Here is a 21,602-nt window from a genome sequence, read left to right as displayed (position 1 = left end):
ATGACCCTGGTCGGCAACCCCCGCATCATCTTCCTCGACGAGCCCACCACCGGCCTCGACCCCCGCTCCCGCCACACCATGTGGCAGATCATCCGCTCCCTCGTCGCCGACGGCGTCACCGTCTTCCTCACCACCCAATACCTCGAAGAAGCCGACGAACTCGCCGACCGCATCGCCGTACTCCACGACGGCAAGATCGCCGCCGAGGGCAGCGCGGAAGAACTCAAGCGCCTCATCCCCGGCGGCCACGTACGCCTGCGCTTCACCGACCCCCACACCTACCGCACCGCCGCCCACACCCTCCCCGACACCACCATCCCCCAAGCTCTCGGCCTAGCTCGAGCAGGGGGTGCCCCCATCGACGAAGCCCTCACCCTCCAACTCCCCTACGACGGCAGCCAACGCGCCCTGCGCACCATCCTCGACCGCCTGGACACGCACGGCATCGAGGCCAACGAACTCACCGTCCACACCCCCGACCTCGACGACGTCTTCTTCGCCCTCACCGCCCCCGCCACCATCCCCGCCCAGCAGCAGAACCAGCCCAAGGAGAACGTCCGATGAGCGCCCTCGCCCCCGCCCTCCGCGACTCGTCCACCATGCTGCGCCGCAACCTCCTGCACGCCCGCCGCTACCCCTCCCTCACCCTGAACATCCTGCTGACGCCCATCGTTCTTCTGCTGCTCTTCGTCTACGTCTTCGGCGACGTGATGAGCGTGGGCATCGGTGGTGGCGGCGCGGACCGTTCCGACTACATCGCCTATCTCGTCCCGGGCATCCTGCTGATGGCCATCGGCGCCACCCCGGCGGGAACCGCCGTCTCCGTCTCGATGGACATGACCGAGGGCGTCATCGCCCGCTTCCGCACGATGGCGATCCACCGCGGGTCCGTGCTCGTCGGGCACGCCGTCGGCAGCGTGCTGCAGTCGATCCTCAGTACGGCACTCGTCGGCGTCGTGGCCGTGGCCATCGGCTTCCGGTCCACGGACGCCTCCGCTCTGGAGTGGCTGGCCGCGTTCGGGCTGCTCACGCTCGTCGCCACCGCGTTCACCTGGATCGCGGTCGGCATGGGGATGGCCGCCCCGAACCCCGAGGCAGCCAGCAACAACGCGCTGCCGCTGATGATGCTCCCGCTGGTGTCGAGCGCCTTCGTCCCGGTCGACGCCATGCCGGGCTGGTTCCAGCCGATCGCCGAGTACCAGCCGTTCACCCCCGCCATCGAAACCCTGCGCGGCCTGCTGCTCGGCACCGAGATCGGCCACAACGGCTGGCTGGCCGTGGCCTGGTGCCTGGGCCTGGCGGTGCTCGGCTACTTCTGGTCGACCGCGAAGTTCAACCGCGACCCGAGGTGAGCGCGCGGGCTGCCTCCCGCAGCTCGCTCCGGTCAAGGGCGGCGTACTCCGACACCGCGTCGGCGTACGCCGCCCCGTCGGTGTTCTCCGCGGCCTGCCTGGCGCGAGCTTCCGACATCGTGGGCTGGAACTCGCGCAACACCCGCAGGCGTTCGGCCAGCGCGATCATCCGGACGGCACACGCGTCGCCGGACACGAGCCCCGCCATGCCGAGGGCGTGCAGCACCGTCCCGAGCACCGGGAGTTCCGTGGGGGTGCGGGGCGGGCTCAGGAGCAGCGTCCGCAGCAGCCGCCGCAGGCGCGCGAGGGGCTCCACGACGCGTTCGAGGCGGTCGGCGTGGGCGTGTGCCGTCACCGCTGCGGCCTGGATCTGCAGCGCCCACGGGTCGAGCCAGGGGTCGCCCGGGAGCATCGAGCCTGCCACCGGCATCCGTTCGACGGCGCTGCGCCAGAGGCCGAGGCCTGCCTCCGTCAGCCCGCGGGCGAGCGCGATCTCGGCGCGCCCGCCGAGATCGGGGCTGTAGAAGTCGTCGTGCTGCGGGGTGTTGTCGCCTGCCGCCTGCCGCAACCAGGCCTCGGCCTCGTCGGGGTCGCCGCGCTGCAGGCAGGCGAGGGCGAGACCTCTGCGGATGCCTATGTAGTCGTGTTCGTCGCCGAGTCGGGGCAGCGCGGCGAGGGCCACTCTGAGATGCCCGTACGCGGCTTCTCCCCGCCCCGTCTTCAGGCACAGCTCGCTCAGCCGGGAGTGGCCCATGACCTGCAGGGACGGGGTGGCGACCGGTGCGAGTGCGGCGACCGTACGACGGGCCGAGGCGAGCGCGCGGTCGATGTCGTGCTCGGACTCCCAGACGTAGGTGGCGACGCACTCGGCGATGCCGGCCACCAGCGGCTGCTCGTCGGCGCAGAGCTCGTGCAGTGCTTCGTAGTGGGGAGGCAGCATCTCGGGGACCGCGCTCAGGACGACCGCGGCGGCGCGGAGCAGGGTGTCCGGCGGGGCCGGTGGCAGCCGCCGGAGGGTGACGAGCTGTCGTACGACACCGGCGTGCGGGCCGTAGTCCATGAACAGGATCGCGGTGCACAGCACGGCTGCGGCGCGGGCGACTTCGACGTACTCCGGTTCGGGGCGGTAGTGCGACAGGGGCGGGCCGGTCTCTGCGGCGAGCGCGGCGAGGCGGGGGTAGTTGGAGTCGGTGGACCACAGGGCGGCGAGGACTGCGGTGAGGGCGGCGATGGTGGGGCCGTCCGTGCGGGCCGTGGCGTGCCGCAGGGCCGCTACGAGGTTGTCCTGCTCCGTCCTGATCCGTTCCCCGGCGGTCCTCGGGTCCGGGCCGAAAACCCAGTCGTGGTGGGTGATCCCGAACTCCCGTGCCCAGGACAGGAGTCGGCCGATGGCCTCCTCGTCCTCGCCCGCCTCCGCCCGTCGGGCCGTGCTGAACTCCCGTACGGTCTCCAGCATCCGGAACCGGGCTCCGGACGGGGTGTCGGCGACGGTGAGCAGCGACTGCTCGGCCGACTCCGCGAGCAGCGACAGCGCGTCCTCACCCAGCACGTGGTCCGCCGCCTCGGCGGAGAAGCCGCCGGGGAAGACGGAGAGGGTGCGCAGCGCCGCCCTGGCGTTCTCGGAGAGCAGGTTCCAGCTCCACTCCACGACCGCGTGGAGTGTGCGGTGGCGGTCCGGGGTGTCGCGTGCGCCGCCGCGAAGGAGCGCGAAACGGTCGCCGATCCGGCGGGCGATCTGGGGCACCGAGAGGACCCGTACCCGCGCCGCGGCCAGCTCCACGGCGAGCGGCAGCCCGTCGAGGTGGCGGCAGAGCGCGGTCACCGCGTCCGGCGGCAGCTCCACGCCGTTCCTGGCGGCCCGGGCCCGCTGGGTGAACAGCTCGACCGAGGTGTCGAGTCCGAGCCCGGGCAGTGCGTACACCGCCTCCGACGTGAGGTCCAGTGCGGCTCTGCTGGTGGTGAGTACCCGCAGCTGATGCGAGGCCGAGGACGAGACCAGGGCCTGTACGAGGGCTGCGGCGCCCCGGACGACCTGCTCGCAGTTGTCGAGGACCAGCAGGGCGGGTCCGGGGCCGAGCACGCCGAGGATTCCGGCGACCGGGTCAGCGGGGGCGGGGCCGCCTACGACGCCGTGGCGTACGTCGCCCGCGCCGAGTGCGGAGGCCACCTCTGTGGCCACGTCCTCGTCCGCGGTGAGACCGGCGAGCGGCACGAAGTGGACCAGGCACTGCTCGGCCCGGCGGCTGACGGCGTGGGCGAGCCGGGTTTTGCCGAGGCCGCCGGGACCGACGACGGTGACGGCGCGGGAGGCGCGCAGCAGCCGCTCCACCGCTGTGATGTCCGCGTCTCTGCCCAGCAGCCGGTTGGGCTCGTGCGGGACGCCGCGCCTGGTCACGGGCGCCTGCTCGTGCAGCAGTTCCTGCTGTACGGCCCTGAGCCCGGCGCCCGGCTCGGTGCCGAGTTCGTCGCGCAGTTCGCGTCGGTAGGCCTCGTAGCGGGTCAGCGCGGCGGAGGGGCCGGCCGTCGCCGCCTCGCCCCGCAGCAGTGCGGCGAGCACTTCCTCGTCGCGCGGGTGCTCCGCGGCGGCGACGGTCAGCGGCCCGGCCGCCTCCGCGTGCCGCCCGAGACGGGCGAGTGCGAGCGCCTGTGCGCGGACGAGTTCACCGTGCACGGGGGCGTGCCGGGCGCGCAACGCGGCTACGGGGTCGTCGGCGCCCGGCTCATCAGGGGTCCCCTCCCAGAGGGCGAGTCCGGCCTCGGCCTCCGCCAGCGATGCGTCGTGGTCCCCGGCTCCGGCCCGCTCCGCGCTCGCGGCGGCGTGCAGCAGCAGCGCGGAGCTGTCGACCTGGGCCTCGGTGAGGGCGAGCCGGTAGCCGGTCGGCGTACTGGCGATGATGTCGGCGCCGAGCAGTGCCCGCGCCCTGGACACGAGGACCTGCAGGGCCTTTCCCGGCCGTTCGGGCAGTTCGTCCGGCCACAGCCCCGCCACGAGGCGCTCGGTGCCGCACCCGGTACGCACGTCGTCGGCGAGCAGCGCGAGGAGGTCGCGGAGGCGTGGTGCGGTGACCTCCTGTCCGCGACAGGCGACACGCGGCAGCAGGGTCAAGTCGGTGCTCACCCGTGCAGGTTAGCCCCGGGCTCTCAGGCGTCGCCGGAGGACAACCGGTAGCTTTCGCGCACCGAACAGCAACCTGACCACTCCCGGCGCACATGGAGACACACGTGACATCCGCATTGCCCGTAACGCCCGTAACACCCGTGACACCCGTGACATACCTGGCCGAAGAGCCCATCCCCGACGTCCAAGAACGCCGCACGGCACGGCGGATGAACCTTGCGGACGATCTGGCGGCCGCGGCCGCGGCGGCCGACCATCTCGCGGCGCGGCGCGCGGAGTTGATGGACGTTCTCACGCGTCACGAAAGCGCCGAGACAGCCGCCGACGAACTCGACGGCTCCATCGATGCGCTGCGGAACCTGCACCGCGAGGTGCAGGACCTGCGGGCCGCGCGGGCCGGACGGGTGGCGGTGTTCCTGCCCGTCAATCTGCCGCTGTATTCGCTGGTGCTGTTCGCCGCCATCCCCTCCTTGGCCGCCGAGGCGGTCACGGTGCGCGGGCCCGCGGCCACCGAGCAGTGGCACAAGGACGTGCTCGTCGCGAGCGGGCTCGGCGAGTACTTCACGAGGCTCGAACTGATCCACTGCACCCGCCGCACCTTCATCCAGGACCACGTGCGCCGCGCCGACACAGTGATTTTCACCGGGCGGTACGAGAACGCCGAGCAGGTGCGCCGCGCATGCCCCTCGGCCCTGTTCGTGTTCGAGGGCAGCGCCCCCAACCCCATAGTGGTCGGGCCCCGCGCCGACCTGGACGCCTCGTTCGACAGGATCGTCGCGGCCCGGCTGTTCAACGGCGGGCAGGACTGTGCGGGACCCGACGCGTACCTGGTCCACAGCAGCCGCGCCGACGCGTTCGTCGCACGGCTGCGCACCACCCTGGCCGCACTCCCCTGCGGCGGCTACGACAACCCGCTGGTACGTGTAGGGCCCATCCTCAACCCGCGCCCGCTGCGAGACCTCGCCCAACGCCTTGAAGCAGCCGCCGGTGACGTCGTGTACGGCGGGGGCATCGACATGGAGGCCGCCACTGTGCAGCCGACGGTCATCGTCAGGCCGCTGTCGCGCCACGACCGGCTCGACGAATTCTTCGCGCCGGTCTTCTACATACTGAGTACGACCACGCCGCCGAGCTCGACGCCTTCTTCGCCCGCGACGAGTACACCGCGAACGCCATGTACGTCTCGGTCTTCGGCGAGGACGTCCCGCGCTCGCTGTACACGACCTCCACCGTCCTCATCGGACAGACCGTCCTCGACGTCGAACGCGGAAACGACCCCTACGGCGGCTACGGGCCCCACGCCAATTACGTCTCCCGCGGCGACCGGATCCTCGAGGTCGCGCCCATCCTCATCAGCGCCACACTCGCGCGACACACTCAGCCGCACTACGGCGGCCACCGCCTGTCAGCGGCTGGGGACCCCGTCCAGTTCCCGCTTCAGGTTGCTAAGGGTCCTGTCGATGTTCCCCACCTGGAACACCGCGAAGGTCTGACCTCTCGTGGCGATCCGGTCGAAGACGCCCGCCACGACATCCGGCCATGAGCGGCGGTCGTCCGTCCAGGTCTCGGTCACCCGCGTCGCCACCCCTGCCGTCCCGTCGTCCGTCTGCTCTTCTTCGAAGCGGTACTCCCACGTGGCGATGGGGGCGCGCAGGCGCGGGCGCTTCAGGCCGATCGCGTGCACGCGGAAGGCGAAGCGCCTGCCGGGATCAGCGGCGGTCACCGTGCAGCGGGTGGTCCAGCGGACCGCTCCGCGCTTGTTGTGGCCGTCGAAGACCAGGCCCACCCTGGCCGGCCCTTCCGCCTCCGGCACGGTCGCGCCGAGGTTCTCCGGGCTCCAGCGGCCCATCTGCGTGGGGCGGCTGACCTGCTCGTACACCACCGAGGGCGGCGCTTGGACCACGATGCTGCGGGACACGGTGAACGTGCGGGTCATGGGGAATGCTCCGTTCCTCGGCTCCCGACCCTACCCGTCAGTAGCTCGGACGGGAAGCACTCGATCGTCGAGGGAGGCGAGCGGTGGGCGCGCCGGTGCCGCCCGTTCCTTCGTCAGCGCCCTGGTGATCCTGCGCGCCAGGAGCGGGTCGGCCGGCAGCACGTGCGCGGCGAACCAGCGGGCGACCATCGGATCAGGGGACGGCTCGACGAACTCCGCGCCCGCGTAGTCGTCGAGCGGCGGATCGTAGAGGTATCCGGCGACGACGCCGTGCCGCACAAGACGGTCCACCAACGCGTTCCGGTCCTGGACGAGGAGCGGCACCCGGAACAGGGGCGGCGGGTCGTCGCCCTGCGGACGGTCACGCAGCACCGCCGGGGAAGCCCAGCCGGTGCCCGAGAGGAGCGAGGTGCCGGCCCCGCGCCGGGCGAGGTCGACGTCCAGCCGTGCCGTCCGCAGCTCCAACTGGCCGCGGACCAGGGCACCGTGGCGGGACCGGAAGCCGTGCAGGTCGACGCGTATCCACGGTTCGTACGCGGTGAGGCTCGGCGGCCGGGCCGCACAGCGGGCGAGCCGGGGCGCGCGCAGATCCATGCGGAAGGCGTCGCGCTCCAGCATCCCGAGGCGTTGCAGCGTCCGCCACACGGGGCGCACCAGGTGGAGGCCGCGCACGGTCGAACGTGCCAGTGGGCGCAGCGTGGTGGCCAGGTCGTTGCGGAGGCTGCGCGGTGTCAGGAGTTCGTCGCGCAGTTCCTCCAGTTCGCGGCGGGTGTCCGCGTCCTCGACTGCGAGGAATCCGCCCGCCGTCGCGGCCACGTGTTTGGACAGGCTGAACGCCGCCGCCTGCCCGAAGGTCCCGATCGGCCGTCCGTCGACGTACGTACCGATCGCGTGGGCGGCGTCCTCGAAGAGCGGAATCCCCAACTGGTCGCAGCGGCGGCGCAGTTCGACGACGCGGTCGGGTATCCCGTACAGGTTCGTGGTCAGGACGGCGTCCACGTTCCGCCATGTCTCCTCCGGTACGGCGGCCGGGTCGATGTTGCCGTCCCATACGGAGACCGGGGCCTGCACCGGACGCAGCCCGGCCGCGAGGACCACGAAGAGGATCACGTCGTCGTTCACCGGCGACATCAGCACGCGCGCGCCGGGTCTGCACCAGTGCCGCAGCGCCAGGTACAGCGCAAGGCGCGCCGAGGGCGTGTAAACGCATTGGCGTCCCAGCCGCCGTGCCATCACCGTGGCGAGCCGCGATCCGTACGGCATCCTCACCTCTTCCGGGTACGGAGCGTTCCGACGGTCTTGAGCAGCCGGTCGGCGGGCTCCCGCAGCCCGGGGTGGGCGAGGACCGTGTTGCGCAGGCCGCGCACCGGTCTGCGCCACAGCCGGTGGGCCGCCGCCACGGGGTGCGGGCGCGTCGCGAACCCCTCGCCCACGCGCAGTTCGCGCGTCTTGAGCCAGTCCTTGTACTCCTTCTCGCCTCGGCCCATGTCCATGAGCCGCACGCCGTCCCTGGCCGCGGACCGGGCCATCCGCAGATGCATCAGCAGCCCGGGCGAGTAGTAGCCGAGTTCGGGGTCGTACGCGGTGAACCAGGCGGCGAACACGGTGCTCGACGACGGACCGAAGTGCGCGGCCACCGGCCGGTCGCCCGCGTACACCACGGAGAGCACGCCGGTGAAATGCTCCTCGCGGACCTGGAACAGGTCGTCCACCAGGTCGACGATCCACGGTCGGGCGAACCGGTCCATGCGGCCGGTCCTGCGGTATTGCGCCGACTTCCACCGCATGAGCGTGCGCAGCACCTTCGGGTCGCGCTCGTCGTAGACGAACCGCAGCTCGCCCACGTCGCGGCTGAGCCGGCGCTCCTTCTTCAGCGTCGTCTTGGCCAGGCCCGGGTAGGCGCCGCGCAGCCACTCCGCGTAGCTCTCCTCACCGGCCTTCAGGTCGAGCACGGGGGAGGCGAACGTCCCCGTCACGTACCCGCCGAACGGCTGCTGCTCCTCGACGAGATGGTCGAACTCAAAAACGGAGAGACCGCAGGCCCGCAGCAGCTCATGGGCGTTCCAGGTGACTCCGGGGCGGTGCACGAGGGCCTGGCAGTCGGAGAGCCCGAGACCGATGGCCCGGCCGACCCCGAAGGCGTTGCGTTCGTACGGGAAGAAGCCGACGGGCTCGCCCTCCTCACGCAGGACCGCCACCTGCGCCCCGCCGCGGTGCCTGGCGACCCCGGCCGCGAACTCCGGTGCCAGGAACGGGTTCGCGTACTGGGGTGACGTGTCCATCGTCCGGTGCCAGGCCCCGCGCAGCGAGGCGCCGAGCCCGTCGAGCCCGTGGATCGTGATGTCCATCTCAGGCCGACCGCCCTTCCGCGGTCCCGGCCGACATGACGGTTCTCGACCTGGAGCTCAAAGGTCGCGAAACCGTACGCATGTGTCAAGGGTGCGGACCGTCGGGGAACGGCACGTTTCGGACGCTAGGACCGCGTGGCCTTCCTGCACTCGTCCTTGGGGGACTTGCCCTTCCCTACCGGTGTGCTGCGGTCGTAGGGGTCGATCTCGGTGGCGGCCTCGTCCGTCCGGCGGTCGCTGTCCGTGCCGAAGGGAGGGGTGAAGTAGCCGGTGGGAGCGCCGCAGCCGCCGTTGGTCATGTCGTACTTGTACGAGACGATCGAGAACGTGCCCGGCTCAGTGCTCACCTTGTCGGGGTCGTCCCAGCTGAGGACCAGTTCGCGCCGGACGATCGTGCGCACGATCTCGTCGTCGCCGCCGTCCGCGTCCGCGCGCGTAACCGGGTAGACGAACGTGACGTCGGCGGTCACCCGGAGCGCGCCGCGCTCGCCCTCCCGATAGGTGAGCCTGCCCCGGGTCTTCACGACGTCGCCGACCAGATGAGCTCGGGAGGGCTGGAAACGGCTGAAGAGGAGGAGCGGGTCGTGCTTCTCGCTCGGGGCGCGGAAGGCGGTCCTCAGAAGGTCTTGGACGTCCTTCTGGTACGGGCTGATCAGTGCCATCGCGTTCTCGGGACGCTCGCCCCGCAGCACCCCGCGGTCCAGACTCGAGCCGACGAGGAAGTCCCGGCTGCGGGCGAGGGCCCGCTCGACCTGTGCCGCACTCATCCAGCCGACCGCCTTGGCCTTCGGCACGGCGATCCCCGCCGCTCCACCGGCCCAGCTCGCCGCCGGCGAGCCACGGAACGGCCGCTCCCTGGTGGGGCGTTGGGCCGCCTCTGCCGGGGGTGCCTGGGTCGGCCGGGCAGTCTCCGACCCCAGCGGCGGTGAGCCGGAGTCGTCGCCCGCGAACAGGTCCGCTATCCGGCCCGGTATGAGCGCCACCACCAGCAGGACCAGTGAGGCCAGCACCCCGGCCACGTACCAGCCCGTGCGCCGTTTGGGCCGCGCGGGCGTGTGCGTGCGCCAGCCCTCCTGACCGCGGCCGGGCTCCGCACGCAGCCGCTGCGACATTTCGCGGGCCCGCGCCGACGGCTCCTTGGGCGCGTCGGCGGCCCCCGTCACCGACTCACGCAGAAACCGATCCCACTCCTCATCCGATCTGGACGAGCCGTCCGGCTCCGTACCCGCACCCATCCCCAACCCCCAGGCAATCGCAGACCGCGGCCCACTCCCCTGGGGCGCGCCCGAATGATGACACAGAGCACTGACAGCGAGAGGTGCCGCCCTTCGGTCGTGCACGGAGGCACCCCCGCACGGGTGACGTGGGCGGGCTACTCCCCCGTGCAGCAGCGAAAGCCGCTACCAAGGCTTCATGATCGGCACAATGACGCACAGTCACCGCACGCACGGGCCGGGCGGGCATCCTTGGACGGTGGCCGTGCCGCTGGCGGTGGCCGCTCTCTTGTACAACGCGTGGCTCCTTCAGGCCGTTGTCCCGGCCGGGTTGGACGCACGGCATTCCTACGTGAGCGAGCTGTACGCGGAAGGCAGCCCGTACCGGTGGCTGTTCGGCGGACTGGAGCTGAGCTGTGCCTTGCTCGTCGTGGCGGGTGCCGCGGCCGGTGGCATCGCGGCCACGGGGGGCCGGATGGTCCGGGCGGGGTGGTGGGCACTGGCCGGACTCGGCGTCTCGTCAGTGGCCGATGTGCTGATGCCGATGACGTGCGCCCCTTCGTTGCAGCGCGACTGCCGCGCCGTGCACCCCGCCCATACGCTCACCAGCGCTTCGGTGCACTTGTGCCTCTTCGTCTCCATGGCTCTGCTCATCCGGTGTGCGCGGCAGCGAGGGCGCCCCGAGCTCATCGCCCGCTGGGGGCCATCCGTCGGCGGGGCCGCCCTGATCTCGTCGTTGTGCACTGTGGGGCCACTGATCGGATACGGCGGATGGCATGGCGTCGCCCAGCGGTGCCACGTGCTGCTGGTGGGTGCGTGGCTGGCGATGCTCGCGCTCAGCGCGGGGGCGCCGCGCCCCAGGAACGCTGTCGGCGCTCCGATTCGGCGACTGTCCGCTGGTTGGCGCTCGCGGGGCGGGTCCGGCCCCGGAGCGCGGGTCGGCCGGTCCGTGCCCCCCGTGTCCCCCGTGTCCCCTGTGTCCCCTGTGTCCCCTGTGTCCTCCGTGCCGCCTGTATCTCCCGCGTCCCCCGTGTCTCCCATGTCACCCATGTCGCCCGGCTCTCCGCTGCCTCCGGACCCGCCTCACGACCGGGCCGTGTGAGGGGCCGGGGTGGACGCGTCCGTACTGTCGGCCCTGTTCGCGGTGCTGACCGCCCTGGCCAACGCCGCCGGCACCGTCCTGCAGCGGGTGGCCGCCCGCGAGGTGCCGCCCGGTGATGCCTTCAGCCCGCGCCTCGTCCGCTACCTGGTGCACCATCGCGCCTGGCTGGCGGGCATCGCCGTCATCGTCGCGGCGGCGGCGCTGCAGGCGCTGGCCCTGGGCTTCGGCCCGCTCTCGCTCGTGCAGCCCCTCCTGGTCCTGGAACTGCCACTCGCCCTGGTCATCGCCCATCTCTTCACCCGCACCCCGATGCCGACGGGCGGCTGGAGCGCCTGCTTCATCACCACCGCGGGCCTCGCCATGCTCCTTGGCGCGGCAGCTCCTGCCGAGGGCGGGCGCGATGTCTCAGGTGTCGGGTGGACTGCCGCTCTCCTGGCCGTAGGCCTCGGTACGGGCACCTGCACCGCGATCGCGCTGACACGCCCACGGGGCAAGGCACGTGCCGCTCTGTTCGGCACCGCGTCCGCGCTCGCCTACGCGCTCACAGCCACGCTGATGAACGCCGCCATCGGCACTTACACCGGCTCCGGGGCCCGCGCGTTGGCCACCACATGGCAGACCTACGGGTGCGTGGCGGCGGGCGCCTGCGCGTTGTTCCTGCTTGCCAACGCCATGGAGTCCGGTCCCCTGATCGCTTCCCAGCCCGCCCTCACCCTCGGCGAGGCCGCCGCCAGCCTGGCCCTCGGCATCGTCCTCAACGGTGACCGGCTGCACATCGGCTGGTGGATCGCGCCGCAGGTGGCGGGGGCGGTCCTGGTGAGCTGGGGCGTCCTCCTGCTCTCCGCCACACGGCCCGCTGAGCCGCGGCCCGCTGAGCCGCCCGGCACGCAGAGCACGCGCTGACTCCGGAGCCCGTCGCCCCCGCTCCCCCTCCCCGACGACGGCCCGACAAATCCTCCCTTGTTACACACCTGTGTCGTCTCGCGGTGCAACGAACCGCGGGGCCGCGCTGTCTAGCAGGTGGATTCCGACCCATGGAGTCCGATCCGCGGACGCATGACGAACAGGAGACGGCAGCAGTGGGGGACATACGCAGGCGAGGAGCCGTGGCACTGGGGATCACCATGTTGGTGGCCCCGCTCACGATGGCGCTCGGCACCGGCAGCGCGCAGGCCGCGTCGTGCTCGACGCAGACCGGGCCGTACCAGAAGCAGGTCGAGAAGTTCCTCGGCCGCCCGGTGGACGGCAAGCAGTCGGCGGCCGACTGCAAGGCCATCAAGGCCTTCCAGACCAAGCACAAGATCGCCCCGAACGCCGGGTACGCGGGCAGCGTCACCTGGGGTGTCATGAACCTCATGAACAAGCAGAAGGCGGTGGGCGACAACCCCAACAAGGCGGGCAAGTGCCCGACCGACAAGGGGCGCATCGCCTGTGTCGACCTGACGCTCCAGCTCAGTTGGATCCAGGACGGCAAGAACCTCAAGTACGGTCCGGTGCCGGTGCGCACCGGCCGCAACGGCCACGAGACGCGCACGGGCCTGAAGAAGGTCTACTGGCGGGACATCGACCACGTATCGAGCCTCTACCACGTGCCGATGCCGTACAGCCAGTTCTTCGACGGCGGCCAGGCCTTCCACTCGGTCGGCATCAGCGTCTGGTCCCCGCCGGGCTCCCACGGCTGCGTCAACATGACGAAGAAGGACGCCGTGAAGTACTGGAACATGCTGCGCAAGGGCGACGACGTCTTCGTCTACGGCCGCAAGTCCGGCACCTGATCCGCAGCAGCCGTCCGTGACCTGGCCTGACCTGGCCCGGCCTGATCGGTCCGGCAACTCCCCCGGCGCCGGAGGCGTGGGCGGGGAGTTGCCTCGGCCGCCGTCACCAGTACTGGACCATCACCTTGGTGAGGATGACGACCCCTACGCCGAGGATGCCGAGACCCAGCACCGTACCGAACATGTCCTTGCCCGGCCGGGGCTCCGAGGCGGTGGCCTTGTCGGGTTCGTCGCCCGCGTAGTACACGAGCGTCTCATCGCCCGTCCCCCGGCTCGGCGGGCCACCCGACTCCTTGAACCGGACGGCCAGTCCGACGCCAGCACGATGAGCAGCGGGGAAAATATGTGGAAGACGAAATCCATGCGGTACGTACCCCCGTACGTGAGAAAAGGGGACCACGCGCGCCGCGACCACAGTTGATCACGACGCACGCGGACCCGACCCGAGTCAGCCCTGAGGGCCCAGGCGTGACATCGCCGCGTCCAGGCGGGCCTCTGCGGCTTCAGGGGTACTGCTTCCATGATCGGCAAGGCGAACGGCCTGTCGGCTCTCTGAGATAAGTGGCGCGTTCTTGCGAGGTGAGGCCGCGGTTGACGGCGTGACAGATCTTGTGGAGGGCCGGACCCGGCCGGAGGGGGGCCGCGTCCCACAGCCGTACGGTGCCCTCGTCGCTGCCGCCCGCTATGCGCTTCCCGTCGGGGCTGAAGGCGAGAGGCGCCCTGCTGGCAGTACGTCGTGGGAACGCGTAGCGGAGCCTGCCGGTCGCGGTGTCGTAGAAACGGACCTCGCCGTCGGTACGGCCGTTGAGGGCGAGAGTGTGCCCGTCGGGGCTGAAGGCCAGGGCGCCGACCTTGTCAGCACGCCGCGACACGACGGTGCGCAGGCTGCCGCTTTCAACGTCCCACAGACGTACGCGACCCTCGACGTCACCGGCGGCCACGCTCCGCCCGTCGGGGCTGAAGGCTGCCACCGAGGTCAGGGCCGAGAACGCCTTGAACCCTTTGAGCATCCGGGTCTCACCCGAGGCGATGTCCCAGGACTGCACCACTCCTGTCGCGTCACCGGCGGCCAGCAGGTCTCCGTGAGACGTGAAGGCGATGGCCAGTACGTGGTCGACGGGCTTGATGAGTGTGGCGCGTACCTTGCCGGTGGCCGCATTCCACAGCCGCACCACCGCTCTTTCTGATCGTTCGTTGCTGACCAGGCCTGCCACACTGCGCCCATCAGGGCTGAAGGCCACGGACCGCACCTCGGCAAACCCTCGCAGGACCGTTGTGCGCGCGGTGCCGGTGGCCGTATTCCACAGCCGCACTTCCCCACCGTGCGGGCCGGAGTTGCTGCCCGTGGCCAGCAAGCGCCCGTCGGGGCTGAAGGCCAGGGCCGCGAGCTCGTCGGTGCGCGTCATCGTGGGGGCCCGTGCCTCCTCTTCGGTCATGTCCCACAAGCGCACCTCACCGTCTGTCGCACTGCTGGCCAGCGAGCGGCCGTCGGAGCTGAAGGCCAGGTCGACTATGGAGGCGGAGTGGCCGGCGAGCGTGGTGCGGGCCTTGCCCGTGGCCGTCTCCCAAAGCCTGATGCGCAGATCGTTACCGCTGGTGGCAACCGTGCGTCCGTCTGGGCTGAACGTCAGCAGGATCACGTCGGTGGCTTGCACAAAGAACATGGCCCTGGCCCGGCGCTTGCCGAGATCCCAGAGGCGCACCTTTCCGTTCGCACCGCCGATGGCGAGCGTACGGCCGTCGGCCGCGATGGCCACTGAAATCACCTCGCCACCCGGAACCAGTACCGTGGAGCGGGGCTTGAGTGACACGGTGTCCCACAGCTGTACGAGTCCTCGGCCTTCTCTGTTCAAGCCGCCTACCGCCAGAGTGCGCCCATCAGGGGTGAACGCCAAGGCGCCCACCTGGCTCACCGCTCCGCTGAAGGTCGCACGAAGACGGCCGGTGCCCGGATCCCACAGCTGTACCGGCCTGTCGTCACTGCTGACAGTCGCCAGGGCGCGAGCGTTGGGACTCACTTCCTTCCACATGTCCGTGGCACCGCGCAACGTCGTGTGGCGCCCGCCGGTGGCCGCGTCCCACCACCACACTTTGTCGCCGTCGTAGCCACTGACCAGCAGACGTCCGCGGCGGTCGAACGCCAATGACGCCAGGCCGCTGACCATGCCGGTGAACGATCGCCTCGTCACTCCGCTTTCCGCATCCCGCAGCTCCACGCGGGTCTTGCCGTGACGCACACCGCCGACGGCCAGCGTACGGCCGTCGGGACTGTAGGCCGCCTGCTTCACCTCGGTGAACAGCCCATGCGCGAGACGGCGGTTGAGCGGCAGGCCCGCGGCGGTACGGAGACTGGTGGTGGCCTCCCGGGTGGCGCTGGCGTCGTAGGCGTGGACGGCCAAGAGGGAGGCGAGGTCGGGCTGGGTCTCGAGCAGGGCGGCGGACTGAGCGGCGAGCTGGCGGGAAAGGGCGGTCTGCCGCGCGGCCACCGCGCGTGCGCGCTGCTGATCGCTGGTGCGGCTCTGCTGCCAGGCAAGCAGCCCCGCGGTCAGGGCCAGGGCGAGCAACACGGACACGGCGAGGGAGAAGCGGCGCAGCCGTCGGTTCGTGCGGGCGGCCGCTTGCTGTTCTTGGTCGCGGGCGGCGGTACTGGTGCTCAGGAAGGTGCGTTCCAGGTCGGTGAGGTGGGTGTGGCCGTGGGGAGGGGAGAAGTGTTCTTCGGCGCCCGCCAGGCGGGTGCCCCGGTACAACGCGCCTGAGTCCCGGTCGAATTCGGCCCACGTGGTGGCGGCTTCGGTCAGGCGCCTGGTGGCGCGCAGGCGTTCGCGGTCCTCCTCGATCCAGCCGCTCAGCCGGGGCCAGGCGGTGATCAGCGCCTCGTGGACCAGGTCGACGGTCGAGTCCTCGAGGGTGATCAGGCGGGCGTAGGCCAGCAGGTCCAGCACGGTGCGGATGTCGGGGTGCCGGTCTTCCTCCAGTTCGCTCACGTCGATGGGGCGACGGGTGTCCGGGGTGCCCTCGCCCGGGGTGATCAGGCGCAGCAGGATGCGTCGGGCCGTGCCGGCCTGGGCCTCGGAGAGCTGGGTGTAGACGTCTTCGGCGGTGTGGGTGATGGCTCCGCGCAGGCCGCCTGCGGTGCTGTAGGCCTCGTGTGTGAGGGATCGGCCGCGGCGGTGGCGCCAGGTTTCCAGCAGAGCGTGGGAGAGCAGCGGGAGACTGCCGGGTTCAGTGGCGGCCTGGTCGACCAGGTGGGCGGTCAGTGTGCGTTCCACGGTCAGCCCCGCCGCGGTGGCGGGTTTGACTATGGCCTCGCGCAGCTCGCTCGGGGTCATGGGACCGACGGGGAGGCTCGACTCCCGGATGGCTTCGGCGAGTTCGGGGTGTTCGAGGCAGCGCGTGTAGAAGTCGGCGCGGACGCCCAGCAGCACGCGCAGGCGGCTCGCGGGGTGGCGGGCGGCCAGGAGGCGGGTGATGAACTCGCTTCGTTCGGTGGGGTCGTGGCAGAGGGTGAAGGCCTCCTCGAACTGGTCCACGATCAGCCACGTGTCCCCGGTTGTCGCCGCGGGGGCCAGGGCGCTGGCGTGGGTGCGCAAGGGATGGGCGCCGGGGGTGAAGAGGCGAATCGCCGCCGGACGCCGCCCGGTGTCCTTGAGGTGGCGCAGGCGAGGGGTGAGCCCGGCCCGCAGGAGAGAGGACTTGCCGCTGCCGGACGGGCCGAAGACCACCGTGATTCGGTGCTGTTGCGCCAACCGTGTCAGGTGGTCGGTCAGGTGGTCCCGGCCGAAGAACAGATGGGCGTCGCCGGGCTCGAACCGGGCGAGGCCTCGGTAGGGCGCCCCAGCGGTGTCCTCGCCGGCGGCCGCGGTCTCGCTCTCCTCACGGGCGGCGGCACGCCAGCGCCGCTCCCAGCCCTGTTCGTCGCCTCCGCAGGCTTTGACGTAGGCGAGCGTCAGGGCCAGGGAGGGGAGGTTTTCCCCCGCGGCGGCGCGGGACAGCGCGGTGACCGAGTAGCCGGTGCGCGCGGCCAGCGCCCGATAGGCGATACCGCCGGCCTCGTCGCGCAGCTTGCGCAACTCGACCGCGAATCGCGCCACCGGCCCCGCCGCCGGATCGACCGGCTTCTCCCTGCGCCCCATCCTGAATTCCCCCGAGCTCCGGATGATCGCTGCAGCGCCACGCTACGGGCCCGGTAGAAGCCGGACAAGTTGTCGGTCGGCCATCCCTGGCGGCCCCAGCCGCCCAGAACTCGATTGTTTACCCGCACTGAACTGGGGTGATGAACAACGCCGCCGTGAGGTGGGATCGGTGCCGTACCGCTTCAGGCGCTCCAGCTCCGGGTGCACGAATGCTCGGGGAAGTGCCCGGCCGAGCGCATGGGCTTGGGCGTCTGTCATCCGACCACTGACGCGAAGGAGTTCCCTCATGCGAAACACAAAGATCGGCCGCGCAGTCATGTGTCGTCGCACCGCTGTGATCACAGGCATGGCTCTCGTGCTCGGCGGCGCCGTCGTCGTGCCCTCGGCGTCGGCCGCAGTTCCCGCAGGCCCCCAGGCCTGCGCGACCAAGACCCTGACCACCGGCTACCACAAGCAGGGAACCACGGTCAATAAGTCGGGCAGCAGCAGCTGCAGCGACCTCAACCTCACCTATTCCAACGACTCCACGTCCAACGTCGGTGACGGCTACCGCGGGTTCTACAAGACCTCCAGTGGCTGGAAGGGCGGAAGCCGCGGCTACATCTTCGCCTACGACACCAACCACAGCCCGTGGATCGTTCTCCTGTCGGACGTGAGCTCCGGCACCCCCATGGGGGTCGGCAGCCAGTTCGACGGTGGAGACACCGTCAAGGTCGCCCACTGACCTGACCTCACGCCCTGAGTACTGATCACGCCCCGAGTAGGGGGCCGTTCGCCTGCGCAGGCGTGCCTCGGTGCGCCTGCGGGGCGGGCGGCACACCGATGCGTCACGTCCAAGGAGGAGCAGGGTGCCCGCCCACCGCCGTCACGCCCCATCGCCGCGCCGTGCCGCAGCCGTCGCGCTGGTCAGCCTTCTGTGCGTGGCAAGCGCCGCGTGCTCGGAGCCCACGTCAGAAGCGGGAGGGGCGCCGCCCGCGATCACGAAGGTGCGGTACTCGGAGCCGTCACGTGCCGACATGATCCCCATGCTCTTCCCGGCCACCGGAGTCGAGACCCGGCGCACACAAGGGCTCACCGGCCTCATCGCCCTGACGCGGGACGTCCGTACAAAGGCCTGTACGACACCGTCCAGTGGTACCCCCGCAGACGCGCCACCAGCCATGTTCGTACGGTACTTGGCCCTGCCCGACCTGGCGTACGTGCGCGCTCACGGGTTCACCAGCCCGCCCGTACCGACACCAGCCACCGGCCCTCGGTGTGAGGACGCGACGGGAGATCACATCACCTCGCTGGGGAAGTTGATCGCGCCCCTTCAAGCACGGTGGTGGAAGACGGTGGAATCGGTGAACGACGAGCCGGCGGTGCGGAGGGCCTTCACGAAGCTGAGAGGTTGCTTCGCCCAGCATGGGCTCGCTGCCACTGACGAGAACGCCTTCTTCAGCGTCGTGGACTCCCGATTGAGCGCGCTCGGCAGCAACCCACGTGCTGCGGAGCGCGAGGACCGGCGCCTTGGCGCCCTCTATGGGCGGTGCATGGCTTCGGTCGAAACGGCGCGCGAAGGGTTTCGTCGGGAACGTCGCGAAGCGTTCCTCAAGAGCCACTCCGCAGAGGTCAGACGACTCCAGACCACGGTCCCCGCACGCTTGCGCCAGATGGCAGACCGCTACGGCGTCCGCTACAGCTCCCCGACGCCGTGAGGCATCCATCCTGACGGTTATGGGCTTCGGCCGTCGGTCGGCCGTCGGACCTGCCAGCATGGGCAGCCTCGATTCGCTTCTCGTGCTGTGGAGGTCTGATGCGTGCAGGCGTCGTGGTCGCCGCGCGGCCCGGTGTGGAGGATCTCGCCGTGCGGGCCGAGGAGTTGGGTCTGCACAGCATGTGGGTCAACGACAGCCCGATGGTCCACGGTGACCCCTTCGTCGCCTTGAGTCTGTGCGCGAAGGCCACCCGGCGCATCCGGCTCGGCATCGGCGTGACCTCACCGGCGTTGCGCTCGGCCCCGGCCGCCGCGAGCGGGTTCGCCAGCCTCAACGCCCTGGCACCGGGCCGGATCATCTGCGGGGTCGGCACCGGAAACACCGCCCGGCGCACCCTGGGCATGCAGCCGACGACGGCGGCTGCGCTGGAGAACTTCACCGCCGCGCTGCAGGATCTCTGTGCCGGGCGGTCGACCGAGTACCGCGAAGGCGACCGGGTCAGCGGCATCCGGTTCCTGCACACCGGGACGCACGTGAACACCACCGATCCCATCGAGTTCGTCGTGGCCGCGCTCGGCCCCAAGGCCGCCGCCGTCGCCGGCCGCCGCGGCGCCGGCCTCATCTCCTTCGGCCTGCTCGAGCCCACCGCCTGGCAGGCGCTGCACGACGCCCGTCGGCAGGCCACCCAGGGCGCCCTCCCCGCCTCCGACTCCGGGGCGCACTCCTACGTGGTCACCGCGCTCCACCTGCTGCGCGACGACGAGGACTCCGACAGCGACGCGGCCCGGGACGCGACAGGTCACCTCGTCATGTCGCTTCTCGACTTCGCCGCCGACACACCTGCCTTCGCCGGGCAACTCGGCCCCGACCAACGCGAGGCGGTACGAGAACTCCTCGACCGGCGCGGCACCACCGCCACCGCACCGGACCGGTACACCAAGCTCTACCCCAACTACCTCGGACGCGTCGCACCACAGGACCGGGACCTGGTCCTGCCCTCGCTGATGAACGGCCTGGCCCTCGTCGGCACCCGCGACGACCTCCGCACCCGCATCAGCGCCCTGGAACAGGCGGGCGTCGACGAGCTGCTCATCCAGCCGGTGATCGACCCGCCCGCCGAGATGGCCCGACTCGCGGAACTCCTCGCCTGAGCGCCCCAGAGAGGCGCCGGGGCCGTTCGGGTCGCCGGGTCCGGGCGGAGCGGGACCAGTAGCCGCTCGTCGGGAGTCTCGTCTCAGAGTACGAGGTAGATCGGCTGGGTCCAGCCTTGGCGGCAGGTGCGACGAAGGCCACCGTCACAGCCCTCCACAGCGATGCGGTAGACACCGGGCTGAAGGGTGTACCACCACACCGTGCCGTCGTAGCGCCCGCAGTCGCCGCTCCCTCCACCGTGTGCGATGCACTCCTGATCCCCGTGGATGTCGTCGGTGTAGCGCCGGATGTTGATCAGCCAGTTGTCGTAATTGAAGGGATCGCTCAATCCCCAGTCGAAACGAATCCCTGATCCCCATCGCTGCGCGGAAACCACCATGTTGTTTCCCTGATCAGGCGCCCAAGCCATGACGCCGTACTGGAAGTTCTGCAGCAGCCCCCGCCCATAACTTGTCGCAGCAGCGGTAGGACACCCGAATGAACCCTGCTCCGCTCCGTGCTGGTTCCACCGCGTCAGCAACGGTTGCGGCACCACAAAACCGCACGCCGCAGACGCCGCGTGGGCCGGTTGAGCCGGGGCTGCGAAGCTGGCTGAGACCACGGCGAACGTTGCCACCGCGGCCAGGAAAATAGCGCGTAATCGTCTCATCGTGATCCCGTCACCAACCTCTGGGCGCTGACTTGCACGGCGGATTTCGAGCTGGGACTACTGGGCTGCCTCAGGCGGAGCGGTAGGCGACGCTATCGAGAGCGGAGAGAAAGAGTCAGGCCGCAACCGGCCATCCCGGCCCTGATGATTCCCTGTGATGTCGCGCGGCACGGTACTGGCGCGCCAGGATTTTCAGCACAGCAGGCATCGGAACCTCGGCTCCCCCGTCCAGGAGACCGCCGCCCTTGCGCCGCACCGCAGCCAGCTTCAAGTCCTGCAGCTGCCACAGCGCGGCCGCGAACGGGCGCGCCGCGGGAGCGACAAGCTGCGGCAGCTGGGCGGCCGCGTGCAGCTGATGTTGCGCAAGGTCTGCCTGTTCTTCCACCAGCCCGCCGAGCGAGCGGCGGACCCCCTCGCGCGTGCCGTGGGCGAGATCGTCGATGGTCAGCCGGTGGCGCTGCAGGTCCTGGCCCGGGATGCCGACCACACCGCCGGCCGCGTCCTCGGCCAGGTCGTCGAGGAAGTCAAGGCGCTGCATGGACTCGATCAGTGCGCGGCAGGCAGCCTCAAAGGCGACGTGGTCGGCGGCTGAGGGGGCGGGGGCGACGAAGCCGGCCGTGAGCATGAACGCGGGCAGCGAATAGCCGTCCACGTAGGCCTGCAGCGCCCGTTCGTCCGTAAACCCTGTGTAGTCGGCCTCAAGGAGCGCGCCATGGAGAAACGCGTCGACGCGCCGCCGCACGTGGGGATGGCGGTGGACTGTGTCGGCGAGCGTGCGGAGGGTCACGTCGTTGCTGCGTGCGGGACCGTTGAGGGCTGCCGTCGTGGCCCCCGCCCACTCGGCCAGGGCGTTCCTGCGGATGTTGATGGCGCCGGTGTCGATGCGCTCGTCAGTGGAGTGCATGAACGCGACCGCGGCGACCACCGGGGCGTGCAGGGACGTGGGCAGCAGCAGGCGGACGGCCAGGTACTCCTTCTGGGCGAACGCCCGGACCAGGGAACGCTGCTTGGTGTAGTCAGCACGCAGGTCGGAGCGGTCAATACCCGCTGCACGCAGCGCGGTCTTCCAGGTGGGCATGCAGCGCATTCCTAGCGATGGAGGGGGTCCGCGGGACCTGAGGGGCCG

At 70.8% G+C, this 21,602-nt stretch carries 18 protein-coding genes and 1 pseudogene; 9 read left to right on the top strand and 10 right to left on the bottom strand.

The annotated features are described in order from the left end of the window. Together ABZ953_RS36510 and ABZ953_RS36505 are read left to right on the top strand one after the other, a co-directional pair. Positions 1-564: pseudogene (locus tag ABZ953_RS36510) on the top strand (ABC transporter); the annotation flags it as partial. Then, a complete protein-coding gene (locus ABZ953_RS36505) occupies positions 561-1,352 on the top strand; it encodes an ABC transporter permease (RefSeq protein ID WP_361733316.1) in 792 nt (263 codons plus the stop codon). The pseudogene ABZ953_RS36510 and the gene ABZ953_RS36505, both read left to right, overlap by 4 nt. Here ABZ953_RS36505 and ABZ953_RS36500 read toward each other — a convergent pair. Continuing rightward, entirely contained in the window at positions 1,333-4,470 is a 3,138-nt protein-coding gene (locus ABZ953_RS36500; RefSeq protein WP_361733314.1) for a BTAD domain-containing putative transcriptional regulator, read from the bottom strand. The genes ABZ953_RS36505 and ABZ953_RS36500 overlap by 20 nt on opposite strands. A gap of 140 nt (positions 4,471-4,610) precedes the next feature. Between ABZ953_RS36500 and ABZ953_RS36495 the strand changes: the two genes are divergently transcribed. Next, positions 4,611-5,963, top strand: coding sequence for an aldehyde dehydrogenase family protein (locus ABZ953_RS36495; protein WP_361733313.1), 1,353 nt, complete (start codon positions 4,611-4,613; stop codon positions 5,961-5,963). Here the strand turns inward: ABZ953_RS36495 and ABZ953_RS36490 are convergent. The 4 genes from ABZ953_RS36490 to ABZ953_RS36475 all read right to left on the bottom strand — a co-directional run bounded on the left by ABZ953_RS36490 (position 5,876) and on the right by ABZ953_RS36475 (position 9,989). After that, complete coding sequence (locus tag ABZ953_RS36490) at positions 5,876-6,406, bottom strand: SRPBCC family protein (protein ID WP_361733311.1); 531 nt, start codon at positions 6,404-6,406, stop codon at positions 5,876-5,878. The two genes, ABZ953_RS36495 and ABZ953_RS36490, sit on opposite strands and share 88 nt — an antisense overlap. A 30-nt stretch (positions 6,407-6,436) precedes the next feature. Continuing rightward, on the bottom strand, positions 6,437-7,669 hold the full coding sequence (locus ABZ953_RS36485) for a DegT/DnrJ/EryC1/StrS family aminotransferase (protein ID WP_361733309.1): 1,233 nt from the start codon (positions 7,667-7,669) through the stop codon (positions 6,437-6,439). A gap of 2 nt (positions 7,670-7,671) precedes the next feature. Then, the gene (locus ABZ953_RS36480; protein WP_361733307.1) at positions 7,672-8,754 is read right to left on the bottom strand and encodes a GNAT family N-acetyltransferase; all 1,083 of its coding nucleotides are present in this window, start codon (positions 8,752-8,754) and stop codon (positions 7,672-7,674) included. A gap of 125 nt (positions 8,755-8,879) precedes the next feature. Then, positions 8,880-9,989 (bottom strand): hypothetical protein, encoded by a 1,110-nt coding sequence (locus tag ABZ953_RS36475; protein ID WP_361733305.1) that lies wholly within the window; start codon positions 9,987-9,989, stop codon positions 8,880-8,882. A gap of 178 nt (positions 9,990-10,167) precedes the next feature. Here ABZ953_RS36475 and ABZ953_RS36470 point away from each other — a divergent pair, with 178 nt between their 5' ends. The 3 genes from ABZ953_RS36470 to ABZ953_RS36460 all read left to right on the top strand — a co-directional run bounded on the left by ABZ953_RS36470 (position 10,168) and on the right by ABZ953_RS36460 (position 12,845). After that, positions 10,168-11,070 (top strand): DUF998 domain-containing protein, encoded by a 903-nt coding sequence (locus tag ABZ953_RS36470; protein ID WP_361733303.1) that lies wholly within the window; start codon positions 10,168-10,170, stop codon positions 11,068-11,070. A gap of 9 nt (positions 11,071-11,079) precedes the next feature. Continuing rightward, positions 11,080-11,973 carry a DMT family transporter gene (locus tag ABZ953_RS36465; protein WP_361733301.1) on the top strand — a complete coding sequence of 298 codons (894 nt, stop codon included), beginning with the start codon at positions 11,080-11,082 and terminating at the stop codon, positions 11,971-11,973. Between the two features lie 176 nt (positions 11,974-12,149). Continuing rightward, the gene (locus ABZ953_RS36460) at positions 12,150-12,845 is read left to right on the top strand and encodes a L,D-transpeptidase (protein WP_361733324.1); all 696 of its coding nucleotides are present in this window, start codon (positions 12,150-12,152) and stop codon (positions 12,843-12,845) included. Positions 12,846-12,948: 103 nt separating this feature from the next. Here ABZ953_RS36460 and ABZ953_RS36455 read toward each other — a convergent pair whose 3' ends face one another. Together ABZ953_RS36455 and ABZ953_RS36450 are read right to left on the bottom strand one after the other, a co-directional pair. Then, positions 12,949-13,092 (bottom strand): hypothetical protein, encoded by a 144-nt coding sequence (locus ABZ953_RS36455; protein ID WP_361733299.1) that lies wholly within the window; start codon positions 13,090-13,092, stop codon positions 12,949-12,951. A gap of 256 nt (positions 13,093-13,348) precedes the next feature. Next, positions 13,349-16,978 carry a hypothetical protein gene (locus tag ABZ953_RS36450; RefSeq protein WP_361733297.1) on the bottom strand — a complete coding sequence of 1,210 codons (3,630 nt, stop codon included), beginning with the start codon at positions 16,976-16,978 and terminating at the stop codon, positions 13,349-13,351. 346 nt (positions 16,979-17,324) lie between these two features. Here ABZ953_RS36450 and ABZ953_RS36445 point away from each other — a divergent pair, with 346 nt between their 5' ends. Then, positions 17,325-17,702 (top strand): hypothetical protein, encoded by a 378-nt coding sequence (locus tag ABZ953_RS36445; protein ID WP_361733295.1) that lies wholly within the window; start codon positions 17,325-17,327, stop codon positions 17,700-17,702. Positions 17,703-17,843: 141 nt separating this feature from the next. Here ABZ953_RS36445 and ABZ953_RS36440 read toward each other — a convergent pair whose 3' ends face one another. Beyond that, positions 17,844-17,996 (bottom strand): hypothetical protein, encoded by a 153-nt coding sequence (locus ABZ953_RS36440; RefSeq protein WP_361733293.1) that lies wholly within the window; start codon positions 17,994-17,996, stop codon positions 17,844-17,846. A gap of 325 nt (positions 17,997-18,321) precedes the next feature. On the opposite strand from ABZ953_RS36440, the gene ABZ953_RS36435 reads away from it, so the two are divergent. Both ABZ953_RS36435 and ABZ953_RS36430 read left to right on the top strand, forming a co-directional pair. Then, positions 18,322-18,675 carry a hypothetical protein gene (locus tag ABZ953_RS36435; RefSeq protein WP_361733291.1) on the top strand — a complete coding sequence of 118 codons (354 nt, stop codon included), beginning with the start codon at positions 18,322-18,324 and terminating at the stop codon, positions 18,673-18,675. A gap of 98 nt (positions 18,676-18,773) precedes the next feature. Continuing rightward, on the top strand, positions 18,774-19,826 hold the full coding sequence (locus ABZ953_RS36430) for an LLM class flavin-dependent oxidoreductase (protein WP_361733289.1): 1,053 nt from the start codon (positions 18,774-18,776) through the stop codon (positions 19,824-19,826). An 83-nt stretch (positions 19,827-19,909) separates the two neighbouring features. On the opposite strand, the gene ABZ953_RS36425 is transcribed toward ABZ953_RS36430, so the two are convergent. Continuing rightward, a complete protein-coding gene (locus ABZ953_RS36425) occupies positions 19,910-20,443 on the bottom strand; it encodes a hypothetical protein (RefSeq protein ID WP_361733287.1) in 534 nt (177 codons plus the stop codon). A 148-nt stretch (positions 20,444-20,591) separates the two neighbouring features. After that, on the bottom strand, positions 20,592-21,554 hold the full coding sequence (locus ABZ953_RS36420; protein WP_361733285.1) for a squalene/phytoene synthase family protein: 963 nt from the start codon (positions 21,552-21,554) through the stop codon (positions 20,592-20,594). Positions 21,555-21,602: the final 48 nt, after the last annotated feature.

This window comes from Streptomyces sp. NPDC046465, assembly GCF_040646035.1.
Taxonomy (GTDB): Bacteria; Actinomycetota; Actinomycetes; order Streptomycetales; family Streptomycetaceae; genus Streptomyces.
Note: the sequence above shows the minus strand (reverse complement) of the source record. Positions and strands in the feature narration are given on the sequence as shown.

Excerpts from the sequence above, each read along its gene's own strand:
- ABZ953_RS36505 (WP_361733316.1), top strand. The coding sequence starts at position 561 with ATGAGCGCCCTCGCCCCCGCCCTCCGCGACTCGTCCACCATGCTGCGC.
- ABZ953_RS36490 (WP_361733311.1), bottom strand. The coding sequence starts at position 6,406 with ATGACCCGCACGTTCACCGTGTCCCGCAGCATCGTGGTCCAAGCGCCG.
- ABZ953_RS36485 (WP_361733309.1), bottom strand. The coding sequence starts at position 7,669 with ATGCCGTACGGATCGCGGCTCGCCACGGTGATGGCACGGCGGCTGGGA.
- ABZ953_RS36480 (WP_361733307.1), bottom strand. The coding sequence starts at position 8,754 with ATGGACATCACGATCCACGGGCTCGACGGGCTCGGCGCCTCGCTGCGC.
- ABZ953_RS36475 (WP_361733305.1), bottom strand. The coding sequence starts at position 9,989 with ATGGGTGCGGGTACGGAGCCGGACGGCTCGTCCAGATCGGATGAGGAG.
- ABZ953_RS36470 (WP_361733303.1), top strand. The coding sequence starts at position 10,168 with ATGATCGGCACAATGACGCACAGTCACCGCACGCACGGGCCGGGCGGG.
- ABZ953_RS36450 (WP_361733297.1), bottom strand. The coding sequence starts at position 16,978 with ATGGGGCGCAGGGAGAAGCCGGTCGATCCGGCGGCGGGGCCGGTGGCG.
- ABZ953_RS36445 (WP_361733295.1), top strand. The coding sequence starts at position 17,325 with ATGGCTCTCGTGCTCGGCGGCGCCGTCGTCGTGCCCTCGGCGTCGGCC.
- ABZ953_RS36440 (WP_361733293.1), bottom strand. The coding sequence starts at position 17,996 with ATGTCGGCACGTGACGGCTCCGAGTACCGCACCTTCGTGATCGCGGGC.
- ABZ953_RS36430 (WP_361733289.1), top strand. The coding sequence starts at position 18,774 with ATGCGTGCAGGCGTCGTGGTCGCCGCGCGGCCCGGTGTGGAGGATCTC.
- ABZ953_RS36420 (WP_361733285.1), bottom strand. The coding sequence starts at position 21,554 with ATGCCCACCTGGAAGACCGCGCTGCGTGCAGCGGGTATTGACCGCTCC.